Source organism: Chryseobacterium viscerum, from assembly GCF_025949665.1.
In the GTDB taxonomy this organism is placed as follows: Bacteria; Bacteroidota; Bacteroidia; order Flavobacteriales; family Weeksellaceae; genus Chryseobacterium; species Chryseobacterium viscerum_A.
This window is the reverse complement of sequence record NZ_JAPDFT010000001.1, coordinates 13,306-28,093: the sequence shown is the minus strand read 5'-3', so window position 1 is coordinate 28,093 and position 14,788 is coordinate 13,306. Positions and strand designations below refer to the sequence as shown.

The 14,788-nt window shown below is 36.9% G+C and carries 13 protein-coding genes and 8 tRNA genes; all 21 read right to left on the bottom strand.

Going from position 1 to position 14,788, the window contains the following annotated elements; genetic code table 11:
• Nucleotides 1-4 precede the first annotated feature (4 nt).
• Complete coding sequence (locus OL225_RS00180) at nt 5-652, bottom strand: hypothetical protein (RefSeq protein ID WP_264516881.1); 648 nt, start codon at nt 650-652, stop codon at nt 5-7.
• Nucleotides 653-665: 13 nt separating this feature from the next.
• The gene (locus OL225_RS00175; RefSeq protein WP_047379255.1) at nt 666-1,286 is read right to left on the bottom strand and encodes a hypothetical protein; all 621 of its coding nucleotides are present in this window, start codon (nt 1,284-1,286) and stop codon (nt 666-668) included.
• A gap of 485 nt (nt 1,287-1,771) precedes the next feature.
• On the bottom strand, nt 1,772-2,314 hold the full coding sequence (gene nusG, locus OL225_RS00170; RefSeq protein WP_047379257.1) for a transcription termination/antitermination protein NusG: 543 nt from the start codon (nt 2,312-2,314) through the stop codon (nt 1,772-1,774).
• Nucleotides 2,315-2,333: 19 nt separating this feature from the next.
• On the bottom strand, nt 2,334-2,540 hold the full coding sequence (gene secE, locus OL225_RS00165; protein WP_045501119.1) for a preprotein translocase subunit SecE: 207 nt from the start codon (nt 2,538-2,540) through the stop codon (nt 2,334-2,336).
• 12 nt (nt 2,541-2,552) lie between these two features.
• Nucleotides 2,553-2,623: transfer RNA gene (locus OL225_RS00160), tRNA-Trp, on the bottom strand.
• A 56-nt stretch (nt 2,624-2,679) separates the two neighbouring features.
• Nucleotides 2,680-3,891: an elongation factor Tu gene (tuf, locus tag OL225_RS00155; RefSeq protein WP_034687396.1), complete on the bottom strand. Its 1,212-nt coding sequence runs from the start codon at nt 3,889-3,891 to the stop codon at nt 2,680-2,682.
• A gap of 252 nt (nt 3,892-4,143) precedes the next feature.
• The gene (locus tag OL225_RS00150) at nt 4,144-7,242 is read right to left on the bottom strand and encodes an efflux RND transporter permease subunit (RefSeq protein ID WP_264516880.1); all 3,099 of its coding nucleotides are present in this window, start codon (nt 7,240-7,242) and stop codon (nt 4,144-4,146) included.
• 70 nt (nt 7,243-7,312) lie between these two features.
• The gene (locus OL225_RS00145; RefSeq protein WP_264516879.1) at nt 7,313-8,398 is read right to left on the bottom strand and encodes an efflux RND transporter periplasmic adaptor subunit; all 1,086 of its coding nucleotides are present in this window, start codon (nt 8,396-8,398) and stop codon (nt 7,313-7,315) included.
• Between the two features lie 4 nt (nt 8,399-8,402).
• Nucleotides 8,403-9,644, bottom strand: coding sequence for a TolC family protein (locus OL225_RS00140; RefSeq protein ID WP_081995547.1), 1,242 nt, complete (start codon nt 9,642-9,644; stop codon nt 8,403-8,405).
• 220 nt (nt 9,645-9,864) lie between these two features.
• Entirely contained in the window at nt 9,865-11,229 is a 1,365-nt protein-coding gene (locus OL225_RS00135; protein ID WP_047379262.1) for an ATP-binding protein, read from the bottom strand.
• Entirely contained in the window at nt 11,230-11,910 is a 681-nt protein-coding gene (locus tag OL225_RS00130; protein WP_047379264.1) for a response regulator transcription factor, read from the bottom strand.
• 257 nt (nt 11,911-12,167) lie between these two features.
• A tRNA-Thr gene (locus tag OL225_RS00125) sits at nt 12,168-12,239 on the bottom strand.
• 43 nt (nt 12,240-12,282) lie between these two features.
• A tRNA-Gly gene (locus OL225_RS00120) sits at nt 12,283-12,355 on the bottom strand.
• An 86-nt stretch (nt 12,356-12,441) separates the two neighbouring features.
• Nucleotides 12,442-12,522 (bottom strand) — tRNA-Tyr (locus OL225_RS00115).
• Between the two features lie 20 nt (nt 12,523-12,542).
• Nucleotides 12,543-12,616: transfer RNA gene (locus tag OL225_RS00110), tRNA-Thr, on the bottom strand.
• Nucleotides 12,617-12,704: 88 nt separating this feature from the next.
• Nucleotides 12,705-12,777, bottom strand: a tRNA-Gly gene (locus OL225_RS00105).
• An 88-nt stretch (nt 12,778-12,865) separates the two neighbouring features.
• Nucleotides 12,866-12,946: transfer RNA gene (locus tag OL225_RS00100), tRNA-Tyr, on the bottom strand.
• 19 nt (nt 12,947-12,965) lie between these two features.
• Nucleotides 12,966-13,039: transfer RNA gene (locus tag OL225_RS00095), tRNA-Thr, on the bottom strand.
• A 109-nt stretch (nt 13,040-13,148) separates the two neighbouring features.
• Nucleotides 13,149-13,439, bottom strand: coding sequence for an HPF/RaiA family ribosome-associated protein (locus OL225_RS00090; protein WP_047379265.1), 291 nt, complete (start codon nt 13,437-13,439; stop codon nt 13,149-13,151).
• Entirely contained in the window at nt 13,436-14,323 is an 888-nt protein-coding gene (locus OL225_RS00085) for a tyrosine-type recombinase/integrase (protein WP_264518676.1), read from the bottom strand. Before OL225_RS00085 ends, OL225_RS00090 begins: the two co-directional genes overlap by 4 nt.
• 78 nt (nt 14,324-14,401) lie before the next feature.
• Nucleotides 14,402-14,599 carry a 30S ribosomal protein S21 gene (gene rpsU / locus OL225_RS00080; protein WP_047379266.1) on the bottom strand — a complete coding sequence of 66 codons (198 nt, stop codon included), beginning with the start codon at nt 14,597-14,599 and terminating at the stop codon, nt 14,402-14,404.
• Between the last annotated feature and the right edge of the window lie 189 nt (nt 14,600-14,788).

The window sequence follows — 14,788 nt, the reverse complement described above, 5'->3', positions numbered from 1 at the left end:
TTTTTTATTGAAGCCCTAGAGGCGTATTTGTTGATACTCCTGAATATGCCGGTGAAGCAGATGCTGAAACTGAACCGTTGAAAGTTCCCCAGTCTTTAACTAGTGACTTTTCAAAGACATTCAGGGTAAGAGTCCATGTTCCATTTTGAGATGAAACGGTACCGGCTCCTTTAAAACTTAAATTAATCGCATGGTAATTTTTACCTCCACTTGCTACCTGAGTAACTTCAGTAGAATAAGAACCAAATGATTTTGGGTTGGTTGTCGTATTAGCCGCTGACACCGCTCCTGTAAAAACAGCACCTGTAATTGCCACTACATATTTACTTACATCTAATCCTGTATTGAGATTTACAACTTCATCCTGTCTCACATTTTTCAATACAACATCATACATATTTACAGGGGCTACATTACGGAGCGATATATCCAACAGCTTTACCTTACCTACCGGTGAAGTATCTTTTGAACGGGTAAGAAGAAGATAGTTTCCGCTTGCCTTCGTATTTTCAGTATCTATTAAATAGGACTCTATCAATGTTTCTCCTTCCACGTCTAGAGTTCCTTTGGGAGTATTAGTATTAATTCCAACTTGTGCATTAATGCTTAAAGCAGCAAACCCTGTAAAGAGTATCGCAATAATTTTTTTCATAAAATATTTGTTTTTATTGAATTAATGGAGCTGCAGCAGCACCAGTTGTTGAAGCATTAAGGCTTTGTGTTGAGTTAAAATCTTTGGCATATGATCTGTCAAATACCAGCAAATTCAGTGTCCAGACTCCTGTAGGAAAAGAGCTATCAGGAGAAAATCCCTGGTAATCTGCTTTAAGTTTCCATGTTCCACCTGAAGAATAAGCAAAAATCTGCGGCACTGGCGTAAGCCAATCTGCAGAAAAAGTTCTTGTAGGCTGTGTAAATCCAAAAGAAGAAATTACTACCAAAAATTTACTAGAATTGATCTTTGTGTCAAACTGATTTACCCAATCCTTATCTGAAGGATCACAGGTAATTTTAAATTGAACAAGATTAATTGGTGCCGGAGAATTGGGTACAAATGAATCGTTGTACGCTGTAATTTTGTTTTCCGGAGCTGGAGATTTGATAATGAAAGTGTAATTCTCATCCGCTTTCAGTTTCTCAAGGGGTTGCTTGAAAACAACTCCTGATGTCTTCATTGTACCGTTCACGGTAAGTTCTTTTTCCGGGTTCGCAGTATTGATACCAACCTGCGCACTTGCGAGTACAGACGTACCCACCAGAATGACCATCGAAATAATTTTTGTCATTGGGTTATGTGTTTATATAAGCTTGTGTTTTGAGTAACTAATCCAAACTTTACATTTATTTAAAAAACATAAAATTGCCATACGCCTGTAAACAGTGTATGAAATTAAAAAACATAAAATTTTATGGATTAGTTAACAGCTTGGTTGCAAGAACTATGCCAGCTGAAAATAAATTGAAGAATCCGTAAGACTTTAATTCAGAAAAACGGTTCTACGGGAGTAGTAATTATATTGAAGTAAAGTCCTTCGCAAAAGCAATCAACAGGATACCTGTACTTGAAAATACTGCCAGAATAATGACAATAAATTTTTAAAATAAAATTCTTCAAAAAAACATTGTAATATGTTTTCAATGTTTCAGCCTTGTCTTTTTTTTTATGAAAATATATATCCGGCAGCCATACGGTATTTATAATTTAAGAATGAAAGTATAAAAGCAAAAAGACCGCTATTAAGCGGTCTTTTTTATATTTCTATAAGTAATTTTATACTTTTTCTACTTGCATGTAGCTTAGTTCCATTGGAGTTTTTCTACCGAAGATCAATACAGAAACTTCAATTTTCTTTTTGTCTTCAAGAATCTTCTCAACTGTACCATTGAATCCGTTGAAAGGTCCATCGATTACTTTAACGTTTTCACCTACTACATAAGGAATTTCAACATCGCTTGCAAATTCTGAAAGTTCATCCATTCTTCCAAGCATTCTGTTAACCTCTGATTTTCTCATCGGAACAGGATCACCTCCTTTAGTTAAACTTAAGAAAGAAATAACTCCGGGAATATTCTTGATAACGTGAGGAATTTCTCCCATCAGGTCAGCTTCAATCATCAAGTATCCAGGGTAGTAAGGTCTCTCTTTAGGAACTTTTTTTCCGTTTCTAATTTGAATTACCTTTTCCATAGGAATAACCACTTGAGTAACGTATTGATCAAACCCTAGACGTTTGATTTCTGTCTCAATATAGTTTTTCACTTTATTTTCCTGTCCGCTGATAGCTTTCAGCACATACCATTTCAATTCGCTCATTATGGGAAAATACTTTTAATTAATTGAACAAGTTGATTAGCATTCCTATGATGTTGCTGATTGATTTAGAAAACAATTCATCAACTCCAAAAGTGAATAATGCCAGAATCACTGTCGCAATAGTCACTACAATAGTAGATGACTGAAGGTCAGCCCACTTTGGCCATTCAACTTTATGTCTGAATTCGTTATAAGAACCTTTTAAAAAATCGACAAATGAACTCATAATTTATATTTGCACGGGCACAAGGATTCGAACCCTGATCAACGGTTTTGGAGACCGGTATCCTACCATTGGACGATGCCCGTAGATAAAAAGGCTTCCGAGAGTTTCCTTTCGGAAGCCTTTATTTATTTTTAGATAATTAGTCTAAGATTTCAGTAACCTGACCTGAACCAACTGTTCTACCTCCTTCTCTGATCGCAAATCTAAGACCTACGTTAAGAGCGATTGGTTGTAACAATTCTACAGTGATCTCTAAGTTATCACCAGGCATTACCATTTCTACACCTTCTGGTAAGAAGATTTCACCTGTAACGTCAGTAGTTCTTACGTAGAACTGAGGACGGTATTTGTTGTGGAATGGAGTGTGACGTCCACCTTCTTCTTTAGAAAGGATATAAACAGAAGCTTTGAATTTTTTGTGTGGCTTAACTGAATCTTTCTTAGCGATAACCATACCTCTCTTGATGTCAGTTTTTTCAATACCTCTCAACAATAGACCTACGTTATCTCCAGCTTCACCTCTATCTAGGATCTTTCTGAACATCTCAACTCCTGTAATAGTAGAAGTTAATTTTTCGTCACCCATACCTACGATATCAACTGGATCACCAGTGTTGATAACACCAGCCTCGATTCTACCAGTTGCTACAGTACCTCTACCTGTAATAGAGAATACGTCTTCGATTGGCATCAAGAATGGCTTTTCAGTATCTCTTGGTGGTTGCTCGATCCAAGTATCAACAGCATCCATCAATTCTTCAACGCTCTTGAACCACTTATCTTCTGTGTTAGCAGGAGATGCAGTAGCTGCAGTAAGAGCTCCTAGTGCAGAACCTTGAATTACTGGAGAGTTGTCTCCGTCAAATTCGTAAGTAGATAATAAGTCTCTAAGCTCCATTTCAACAAGCTCTAATAACTCTGGATCATCTACCATGTCAACTTTGTTCATGAAAACAACGATTCTTGGTACGTTTACCTGACGGCAAAGTAGGATATGTTCTCTAGTCTGAGGCATAGGACCGTCAGTTGCAGCACATACTACGATAGCTCCATCCATTTGAGCAGCACCAGTTACCATGTTCTTAACATAGTCGGCGTGACCTGGACAGTCAACGTGAGCATAGTGTCTTTTTTCAGTTTCGTATTCGATGTGAGCAGTATTGATAGTAATACCTCTTTCTTTTTCTTCTGGAGCAGAGTCAATTGCAGAGAAGTCTTTTTTCTCAGCAAGACCTTTGCTAGCTAATACAGCAGAAATAGCAGCTGTAAGAGTAGTTTTACCATGGTCAACGTGACCAATAGTACCAATGTTCAAGTGTGGTTTGTTACGATTAAACGTTTCCTTTGCCATGATTTAAAATTATTTATTTATTGTTTTTCAAATTTTCGGTGTGCAAATATAATGAATTTTTAAATACCAAAAACTTTTTATTAAAAAAACTTTCAATATTCTCATCCAGTGAAGGACAAACCTTATATTTAACGTATTGAGACTGCAAATTTACACATTTTTCCGAATTGAAAAAAACTTTCTGAAACCTTTTATTAAAAAGCCTGAAATACAGAATATTCCAGGCTCAATTAATATATAAATGAAAGAAAATTACATGTGGCTGAGCTTTTTTGTCCGGTTGAATATCCAGAAAATAATTGGAAAAATAAGCAGTGTAAGGACGGTAGCTGTAATCAGCCCTCCAATAATGACAATTGCAAGAGGTTTTTGGGATTCCGACCCGATTCCTGTAGACAATGCTGCCGGCATCAATCCGATAGAGGCCATAAGCGCTGTCATAATTACGGGTCTTGTTCTGGATTTCACCCCATTTAGTATCGCGGAGTCTATATCGAGACCGTCTTTCACATTCTGATGAAATTCTGTGATAAGAATTACTCCATTCTGGATACAAATTCCCAGAAGAGCAATCATACCTACTCCGGCAGAGATTCCAAAATTGATTCCGGTAACATGCAATGCGATGATTCCTCCTATTAAAGCAAAAGGAACATTGGCCAATACAAGAAGAGAATCTTTCATATTTCCAAACAGGATAAACAAGAGGAAGAAAATCATCAGAATACTTACAGGTACTACCTGTGTCAATCTGTGAGAGGCCCGCTGCTGGTTTTCAAACTGACCGGTCCATCCTACAGAATAACCGTCCAGAAGCTCAATAGTTTCAACTTTTTTCTGGGCATCGGCAATTGTACTTCCCAAATCTCTGTCACGGATTGAGAATTTAACCCCGATATATCGCTTGATATTGTCCCGATAAATAAATGCAGCTCCATTATCCTTAACAATGGTACTTATTTCTTTTAAAGGAATCTTTGATCCATCCTGTGTAGGAACCATCAAAGCTGCAATATCGTTTTCATTGGTTCTGTATTCCTGAGAATAGCGCAGACGGATCGGGAACTTCCTTTCGCCATCAAACATTTCTGAAGCGGTTTTTCCACCAAAAGCCATCTCCAATACGGCCTGTGCATCTGCCGGCATTACACCATAAGCAGCCATTTTATCTCTATCCAGTACGACACTTACTTCCGGCTGGCCGATATTTTTAATAATTCCGGGATCTTTTACTCCTTCTACATCTTTAATTTTTAATAGAACTTCATTAGCTATTTTATCCAGAGTTTCTAGATTATCACCATAGATTTTGATTCCGTTTTCGGCTTTAAAGCCTGCTACTGCTTCCGCTACATTATCCGAAATCGGCTGGGAATAGTTGAAAGTTATTCCCTGATAGCTTCTGAGTTTTTTATCAATTTCATTAATCAACTCATCATAGGTGATCTTACGTTTCCATTCTTCCCTTGGTTTAAGGTTGACAGCAAACTGTACGAATCCAAATCCATTGGGGTCGGTTCCGTCATTACTTCTTCCTGTCTGCGCAAGAACATCTGTCACTTCAGAGAAACTCATAATATCTTTCTTTAAAAGGTCTGCTGTTTTCAGAGATTCTTTTAATGAAGAGCTCATTGGCATTTCGGCTGTGATCCAAAGTGAACCTTCATTCAACTGAGGCAGGAATTCCGTTCCCAAAAATTTACCGGAAAATAAAGTGACTGCCAGGAAAGAAATCGCAACAATCATACTCGTTTTTTTATGCTTAAATGTTAAATTAAAGCCTTTCAAAACAATTCTATCCCAGAAATTAACAAATGGGTTATTTTTTTCTCTTACATTTTTATTTAAGAGGATATGTGAAAGAACAGGAACCAGCGTTAACGTAAATATTAATGCTCCAATTAGTGCAAACCCCAATGTAAAAGCCAGAGGAGAGAACATTTTCCCTTCTACTTTCTGAAATGAGAAAATAGGAATCAAAGAAGTAATGATGATTAATTTTGAAAAGAAGATCGCTTTCCCCAATCCGGTTCCGGTCTGCTTGATCCAGCCTCCTTTGGCGAGTTTATTAAACTTCTCCATTCCGTACCGCTTCGCTTTATGATCCAGCATTACAAAGAGACCTTCTACCATGACGACGGCTCCGTCTATGATAATCCCGAAGTCTACCGCTCCTAATGAAAGCAGGTTAGCACTCATTCCGGCCAGTTTTAAACATAGAAATGCAAAGAGTAAGGACAGAGGAATGATAATGGAAACGATCAATGTTGTTCTCCAGTCGGCCATAAAGATTAAAACGATTACCGTTACCAGAACAATTCCTTCGATAAGGTTGTGCATTACGGTATGAGTAGTAAAGTCCATCAGATTGTCACGATCATAGAAAGTAACCATTTTGACGTCCTTTGGAAGTATCTTTTCGTTAAGTTCTTTAATTTTAGCCTTCACTCCCACCAAAACCTCCCTTGGATTCTCTCCTTTTCTCATCACAACAATTCCTTCTACCGTATCATCATGTTGGTTCAGGGCAGCCTGTCCTACTCTAGGCATAGAACTTTCATGAACTTCTGCTACATTTTTTACCAGAACAGGGTTTCCGCTGTCATTCTGAATGGTAATATTTCCGATATCGGCCACTGATTTCACCAAACCGATCCCTCTTACTACATAGGCCTGCCCATTTTTTTCAATGACGTCACCTCCTACATTCAGGTTGCTCTTGGTAACAGCATCATATACCTGAAGCGGAGTCAGGTTGTATTTATCCAATGCTCTTGGGTCTATACTTAATTCAAAAACTTTATCCTGGCCTCCGAAAACATTGATATCCGCAACTCCCGGAACACCTCTTAAAGCACGGTCTATAACCCAATTTTGCAGAGTAAGTAATGCCCTTGAATCTTTTGTTTTACTTTCAAGTGTATATCTGAAAATCTCACCGGTTGGCCCGTAGGGTGGCTGTACTTCCGGATCTACCTCATCAGGAAGGCTAATGGTTCTTAATTGGTTGTTGACCTGATTTCTGGCAAAAGTATCGTCCACCCCATCGTCAAACAGAATTTTAACAATGGAAAGTCCAAACATTGTGGTACTTCTCACACTTGTTTTCTTCTGAACCGGGCTCATCGCCAATTCGATGGGGGTAGTGACAAAACGTTCTACTTCTTCTGCACTTCGCCCATTCCATTGGGTAATGATTACAATCTGAGTATTGGTAACATCCGGAAAAGCTTCAATAGGCATATTTTTGAAACTTATAAAACCGGAGATGGCTAAAATCGCTACCCAGATAAAAGTAAATGCTTTATTTTTTAATGAAAAAGCGATTATATTTTTTATGAATTTATTCATGATAGATAAATTGATGACCTAAAAAAGCCGTTAAAGAAAAATATCAATATTCTTAATGGTTTAATTAAGACTAGCTGTTCAGTGAACGGTATATCAGCAGCTGATTGTTGGTAATCACCTCCTCCCCTTCTCTCAGACCGTCTGCAATATAGGTGACATCCCCTACCTGCTTTAACACTTTAATTTCTCTGACCTTCACATCTGTTCTTGATTTAAAAATCACTACAAAGCTCTTGTTATCATCAAAAATCACTGCTTTGGATGGAACAGTCAGCATCGTACTGTTTTCCAGGCTGGAAACTTTTATCGTTGCTTTACTGTCCGGAATGAGAAGTCCATTAGCATTATCCAATACCACTCTTGCCTGCATGGCATTAGTCTGTGGATCAATAATCTTGAATATTTTATCAATTTTCCCGTCAAAAACTTTATCCGGATAAGACAGAGTAGATACCTGAGCTTTCATTCCAAGACTGATTTTATCAATATCGGATTCGTTGACATTCATAATTGCCCATACGTTGGTAGTATTGGCAACATCAAAGATGTTATCACTTCTGTCACTTCTCAGCTGCATATCTTTATTGATACTTTTCTGAACAATATAACCGTTGATGGGTGCTACCACACTGTATATATTTCCGGTTTTCACATTATAAACCGTACTTACTGCTGCAGCTCTCTGCAACTGGTCTTCGGCTTTTTGCAACTGACTTTTCGCTTCCAGGACATCTCTTTCTGTATTCAGTTTTCCTTCATACAGCTCCTTTGCAACACGAAGATTATTTTTTGCCACTACCAGATCTGTTTTTGCATCGCTTACATCCTTTTGAATTTCTGCAAGCTCGGTACTCCTGATGGTTGCCAGCACCTGTCCTTTTTTCACATAGTCTCCCAATTCTACGTTTACACTCATCACATTTCCTCCCACCAGCGGGTAAACATCTATATAACTGTTTTTATCTGCAGAGATCTTTCCGTAAAAGCTGTATTCATCTTCTATATTCTTTTTTTCAACTTTTGCCAGGGAAATAGAATTCAGCATCGTGTTGCTCAGCTCGAATCCTTTTTTGGCGTGATTGGTTTTCTCTTCCTCTTTTTTTGAACAGGCCAATAATGAAAGGACCATCAATACGGGAATAATATATGTTCTCATGATTTTAATAGAAGATTTTCGTTTGTACTAGTTGATTAAGCTGTTCTGCTGACTGCATGATCTCATTTTTCATATCATAGATCTGAAGGGCTGTTTCCCTATAGCTATCCATAAAGTCTGTGAATTCAATCAGGTTGACATTTCCTTTTCTGAAATTGTTCAGCATCCCGTTGTATACAAGATCCATATTCTGCAGATCTGTAGTTTTGATATCCAAAAGCTGGTCATACTGAGCTTTCCAGGTTTTATACGCAGACTGAACTTTCGTCTCCAGCGTCAGTTTCTGGAAGTCAGCATTTTTCTGATTCTGCTGAATAGCATAGTTTGCTTTTATCACATTTCCCTGATTCGCTTTCCATAAGGGTAAAGGAATTCCTAAGGTAAGGTTCGCTTCATTATTAAAAGTTCCGCCTGCCTGATCCCATGCAGCGCCTACTGTCACATCCGGTACATTCAAAGATTTCTGCCACTGTGCATATAACTTGCTGTTATCAATGAGCTTCAGATTGTATCGGTAATCAGCATTATTTTCCAGCGCTTTGCTTTTCAGTTCTTCTTCATCACCGAATGGCTGTGCTGCCAGCGATTCTTTAGCTTCAGACTCAGACATCGTAGGTTCTATTTCCTCCGAAACTCCTGTTAAAACTTTGAGATTTTGTTCAAAATCCAGAATATTTTTGCTGATCTCAAGTTTATCATGATTCAGCTGGATCACAATACTCTGTAACCTTACTGCATCTTTAAGGGAAACGTTCCCTTTTGCAGACTGTACACGATAAGCGTTTAAAAGATCATTCATATACCCTAACTGCTTATTGGTGTTCTCCAGTTTTAGTTTTTCGTAATAAAGGTTGAAGTAGGCGGAACGAAGCTGAGATCTTAAATCAGCCAGCAGTTGGGTAAACTGAAGTTGTGCAAGTTCTTTATTGGATTTGGCAAAAGCAATTTCGTTTTTCTTTTTCCCACCCATATAGATCAATTGAGTAATTCCTGCTCCTTTTGAGTGTCCCACATCAAAAATCTTTTTATCCTGGGGATTATAAGCATTGAATTGTCCGCTTAATTGCGGTAGTTCCCAGATTTTAGCCTGCAGAATATCTGCATCAGCCATATTGATGTTGTATTGTTCGGCGAGCAGCTGGAGGTTGTTCTTCTGAAAGGCTTCTTCGCAATCCAAAAGAGACATCTGCTGTTGTGCTGCCATGAATGAGGAAACGGCGAGACACAGCACTGCAATTCTGTTCATTGTTTTTCTTTTTAAATTACAAAATTGCTTTGATGCTATTAAAAGAAACTTAAATGACGCTTAAAATAAAATTAAAATCTCCTCCTACAGGCCGTTTCAAAGAAGAAAACTCCAATTAAAAGTTTATTTTATTCTCCAAGAGTTGAATTTTTTATTAAAAATTTAATCCTGAGTTTAACAAAAAAAGCAACTGGTTTTTGAGGTCAGTTGCTTTTGAATATCATTTTTTAAAAATTAAAGTGAATTTATTAATATATTCCTGAGGAGAGGAATATAGGATATCTGCGTCATGATATTCCAGAATTCTTTTAACAATCCTAAGACCTAAGCCCGATCCTGCAATATTCTGGGCATTATTTCCTCTTGTAAAAGCTTCAAACAGTTTGGCCTGCTCATCTTCAGAAATCGTATTTCCATGAGAAATAACTTCTACATAAAGATTATCATCCGTTTCGGTGATCAGGACATTCACTTCCGTATTGTCAGAATACACCGCCGCATTTTTAAAGAGATTAATAAAGACGATAACCAATAGTGATTGAATTCCTTTTATCATAAGAAAAGCATTCTCGGAACTATCTTCGTTAATAAGAAAATCCAGCTTAAGCTGTGGATAACTTTTTTCAACTGCTTCAAACGCTTCAAAGATGACTTCATCAATCCTTACTTCCTCATAAATACTCTGAATATTTTCTTTGTCAAATTTTGTAAGCAGCAAAAGCGAGTTCGTCAAATCCGACAACTGGTACACATCCCGCTGAATCTGTTGCAAAGAAGACAGGGTTTCCGGAGAATGTTCTTCAAATTTTATGAGATTCTCCAGCTGAAATGCCATTCTTGTAATAGGTGTCCTGATCTCATGGGAAGCACTTGCGGTAAAATCCTTTTGTGACTGAAATACATCATCCAGTCTTCCTATCATTGTATTAAATGATTTGGCCAGAACACTGACTTCATCATTAGACTGCTCAACAGGAATCTGAGTCGTAAGTTTATGCGCTGTCACTTCAGAAATTTCCTTGTTCAAATCTTCCAGTGGACGCAGGAACTTTTCCACAAAATAATAACTGAAAAAGCCAATAAGAAGAGTACTCATGGCATAAGCCGTAATCAAAAGGTATTTAAGATAACCCAACTTCGATTTCCCGTTGGTATCAAAGGCACTGGTAAGAATATAATAGTCTTCGCCATTAATAGTTCTGAGTGCAGCATAAATCTCTGGAACCGTTCTTTCCGTATAGATAATCTTCTTTTTATCCAGTTCTTTAAGCATTGCACTATCCCAAGTGACATTCCGGTCCTTGATTGTACTGTAGATTAACTCTTTTTTCTCGTTGAAAATTAAAATCTTTTCATTCAAAAGAATGTTATCTGAATTTTCATTGAAGAAAACCGGAGCTTCCTCCTCAAAGTCTTTGGATTTTGAGATGAAATGGGAAGTAAATTCAAGTCTCTGTCTGAAACGCTCTTTAAATTCATCCCTTCTGAAATCATTAAAAGATAAATAAATGACCGCCATTACCATTCCAAAAAGTAATGAAAAGGCGATACTGATTGTTAAGGCTATCTTTCTTTTTAAAGACATTTATAATGGGCTAAGGTAATATCCGAAACCTGAACGGGTATGGATCAGTTTTATTTTAAAATCTTTATCAATCTTTTTCCTGAGGAAATTGATATAGACTTCTACCGTATTGGTATTCGTGTTAAAATTATGTTCCCAAACATGTTCTGTAATCTGTTGTTTTGAAACCGTTCTTCCCTGTGCTTCCGCAAGATAAACCAAAAGTTGAAATTCTTTTAAAGTAAGGGTGATTTCATTTCCTCCACGATAGACCTTCTGCTCTGTTTTGTTGATAATAAGATCATCAATTCTGAGAATATCCTGATCTGAATTATCGGAAGGTGCTTTTCTTCTCAGCAGTGAGTTCATTCTTAAAAGAAGTTCTTCAAACTGAAAAGGCTTTACCAGATAATCATCAGCCAACCTGGTGAAGGCATCTTTTTTATCAGAGATATCTCCATAGGCAGAAATAATAATGATTGGCGTATTCTTATCAAAAGAACGGATCGTCTGGCAGACATCAAGTCCATTTATTTTAGGAACATTGATGTCCAGCAAATACAGTTCATAAGTATTATTCTTTATCTGACGGAGAAAAGTTTCTCCGTCATAGATCTTATCACAGTTAAAATTATTTGATTCTAAAAATCGGCAAAGTTCTGCAGACAGAATGAGATCATCTTCTAATAAAAGAATATTCATCAAAATTTATTTTACACGAATTTAACGAAAATTTTATGATTGTGATTCTAAAGATGAAGTAAAAATTTCCAAGGCATTACAACATACTATTCATAATAGATGAAAAGTGACTGAAAAAAAAATGGAATGGAATCAATTTATGATTTTGTTTAAGCAGGCGTTTAACCATAAAACTTCATCAGTAACAAAATTACTTCATTCTTATTTTCAAAAAATAGGGGTAAAAAAAAATCCCGAAGAAATTCGGGAAAATCGAGAGCCAACTACGGGACTTGAACCCGTGACCTCTTCCTTACCAAGGAAGCACTCTACCGCTGAGCTAAGTCGGCATCAACTAAAAAAAATCACACTAAGTAGCGTGATTTTTTTTTGAGCGGAAGACGGGGGTCGAACCCGCGACATTCAGCTTGGAAGGCTGACGCTCTACCAACTGAGCTACTTCCGCAATTTTGTTTCCAAAACTATTGGTAAACGCTGTGCAAAACTAAGAAAACTTATTTAATTTTGCAAGTTTTTTTATAATATAAAATGTGGGGAGAGCAGGATTCGAACCTACGAAGCCGAAGCAACTGAGTTACAGTCAGTCCCATTTAGCCACTCTGGAATCTCCCCAGATATTTTATATTAAAATGAGCCTCCAGAGGGATTCGAACCCACGACCCCGAGATTACAAATCACGTGCTCTGGCCAACTGAGCTATGGAGGCATTTTAATAAAAGACTGAAGGTGATTGAGAGAATCTACTCTACACATTTCAGTGTTAAAAAAAACACCTTTTTCAAGGTATTTTTTTGAGCGGAAGACGGGGGTCGAACCCGCGACATTCAGCTTGGAAGGCTGACGCTCTACCAACTGAGCTACTTCCGCAATTTTGTTTCCAAAACTATTGGTAAACGCTGTGCAAAACTAAGAAAACTTATTTAATCTTGCAAGTTTTTTTTATAAAAATATAAAGTGGGGAGAGCAGGATTCGAACCTACGAAGCCGAAGCAACTGAGTTACAGTCAGTCCCATTTAGCCACTCTGGAATCTCCCCAAAAAGTTTATATTTTATGAGCCTCCAGAGGGATTCGAACCCACGACCCCGAGATTACAAATCACGTGCTCTGGCCAACTGAGCTATGGAGGCAAATATAAAAAAGAATTCAAAAGATCACTGTTCCTTTTTTGCGAGTGCAAATATAGAACGGATTTTTTGAATTCTCAAATTTTTTATAAACTTTTTTTAACTTTTTTTTCTACGCCATTTCTTTTTTCTTGATTAATAGCTTTTTAGCAGTATCAACGCAAAGGTCCAGACTTTCTTCAAAACTTGCAGATGTCTTTTTTACTACAATATCATCTCCCGGAACCGCCAGAATAAGTTCAGCTGTTTTGTTCACTTTATCAGCGTTATTTTCTACTTTCAAAAATACCTTACACTCCTGAATCTTGTCATAGAAGGTATCTAATTTACTTACTTTTTTGTCAATATGTGACTCTAGTGGTTCGTGTGGAGTTAAACCAATTGATTGTACTGAAATCTTCATAATTCTTCTTTTTTTGAAGCTCGAGGGTGAGCCTGATTAAACACTTTTTTCAATTGTTCAATATTAGCATTCGTATAGACCTGAGTACTGGCAAGACTGGAATGCCCTAATATTTTTTTTACTTTGGAGATCTCCGCCCCATTATCCAACACGTGAGTAGCAAAGCTATGACGAAGGATGTGAGGACTTTTTTTTTCTTTCGTTGTTATAAGACTAAGGTACTTATTAACTACCACATAAACAAATTTTTCGTTGAGTTTTTTCCCCTTCTTATTTACAAAAAAATATGATTTAAATTCCGCCTGTGGATTTCTTATTTCCAGGTAACTTTTAAGGAGTTCAGACAGTTCATTCGAAACAGGAATTACCCTTTCTTTATTCCCCTTTCCTATTACTTTTAATTCATTTTCATATAAGTCAACATGCTCAAATATCAGGCCACAAAGTTCCGCTTTACGCATACCTGTCTGATAAAGTACTTCCATGATACACCTTTCAAGAACATCATGCAGCTGATCGAAAATTCTATCGTTAAGATCAGCCATTTCTTCTTTAGACATAGGCATCTGTTTTTCAGCATAAAACTTCAGGGAAGAAATCCCTTCGGTGGGAGAAACTTTAATTTCACCTATTTTTAAAAGAAAAAGATAAAAACTGCGGAGAGAAGATAATTTTCTATTGATACTTCTTTTGGAAATATTGTTTTCGCTGAGTTCAACAATGAAATTTCTGATGATTTTTTTGTCAGCTTTGGCCAGATTATCGGAAGACTCTGTTTGGAGAAAGAAATGGGAGAAGTCTTCAAGGTCTTTTTTGTAGCTTGTAACTGTATGAGGAGAGTACCTTTTTTCGAATTGTAAGTATTCTAAAAACTTTTCCAGCATCATGGGTATAAAAATAAAAATTCACTCCTCAAATATAAGAATTTAAGAAGTGAATTAATATATGGTTAAGAAAAAATCTTAAGCCTGCTCTTCTTTGCTAAGTGCTCTTTGTTTGTAAGCAGCTTTCAACCTTGATTGTCTCAAAGTTACAGAAGGCTTGATAAACGCTTGTCTAGATCTTAATTGACGAACTGTACCTGTTTTATCAAATTTTCTCTTGTATTTTTTTAAAGCTCTGTCGATGGATTCACCATCTTTTACTGGAATTATTAACATATTTTACATCTCATTTTGGATTGCAAAACTAGGCAATTTTTCTTACATCACAAAATATATTACCACAAAGAATTACTCCCCTAACTAAAGATTCTTAACAAACCTAGTATTAAAGGCAGTTAACACATACTAATATTTTTATCCACAATAACTAAATATTCAAATCATAACAGTTTCAAATTGCTCATT

Excerpts from the sequence above, each read along its gene's own strand:
- tuf (WP_034687396.1), bottom strand. The coding sequence starts at position 3,891 with ATGGCAAAGGAAACGTTTAATCGTAACAAACCACACTTGAACATTGGT.
- secE (WP_045501119.1), bottom strand. The coding sequence starts at position 2,540 with ATGAGTTCATTTGTCGATTTTTTAAAAGGTTCTTATAACGAATTCAGA.
- OL225_RS00140 (WP_081995547.1), bottom strand. The coding sequence starts at position 9,644 with ATGAACAGAATTGCAGTGCTGTGTCTCGCCGTTTCCTCATTCATGGCA.
- rpsU (WP_047379266.1), bottom strand. The coding sequence starts at position 14,599 with ATGTTAATAATTCCAGTAAAAGATGGTGAATCCATCGACAGAGCTTTA.
- OL225_RS00135 (WP_047379262.1), bottom strand. The coding sequence starts at position 11,229 with ATGTCTTTAAAAAGAAAGATAGCCTTAACAATCAGTATCGCCTTTTCA.
- OL225_RS00150 (WP_264516880.1), bottom strand. The coding sequence starts at position 7,242 with ATGAATAAATTCATAAAAAATATAATCGCTTTTTCATTAAAAAATAAA.
- OL225_RS00175 (WP_047379255.1), bottom strand. The coding sequence starts at position 1,286 with ATGACAAAAATTATTTCGATGGTCATTCTGGTGGGTACGTCTGTACTC.
- OL225_RS00180 (WP_264516881.1), bottom strand. The coding sequence starts at position 652 with ATGAAAAAAATTATTGCGATACTCTTTACAGGGTTTGCTGCTTTAAGC.
- OL225_RS00085 (WP_264518676.1), bottom strand. The coding sequence starts at position 14,323 with ATGCTGGAAAAGTTTTTAGAATACTTACAATTCGAAAAAAGGTACTCT.
- OL225_RS00090 (WP_047379265.1), bottom strand. The coding sequence starts at position 13,439 with ATGAAGATTTCAGTACAATCAATTGGTTTAACTCCACACGAACCACTA.
- nusG (WP_047379257.1), bottom strand. The coding sequence starts at position 2,314 with ATGAGCGAATTGAAATGGTATGTGCTGAAAGCTATCAGCGGACAGGAA.
- OL225_RS00130 (WP_047379264.1), bottom strand. The coding sequence starts at position 11,910 with ATGAATATTCTTTTATTAGAAGATGATCTCATTCTGTCTGCAGAACTT.
- OL225_RS00145 (WP_264516879.1), bottom strand. The coding sequence starts at position 8,398 with ATGAGAACATATATTATTCCCGTATTGATGGTCCTTTCATTATTGGCC.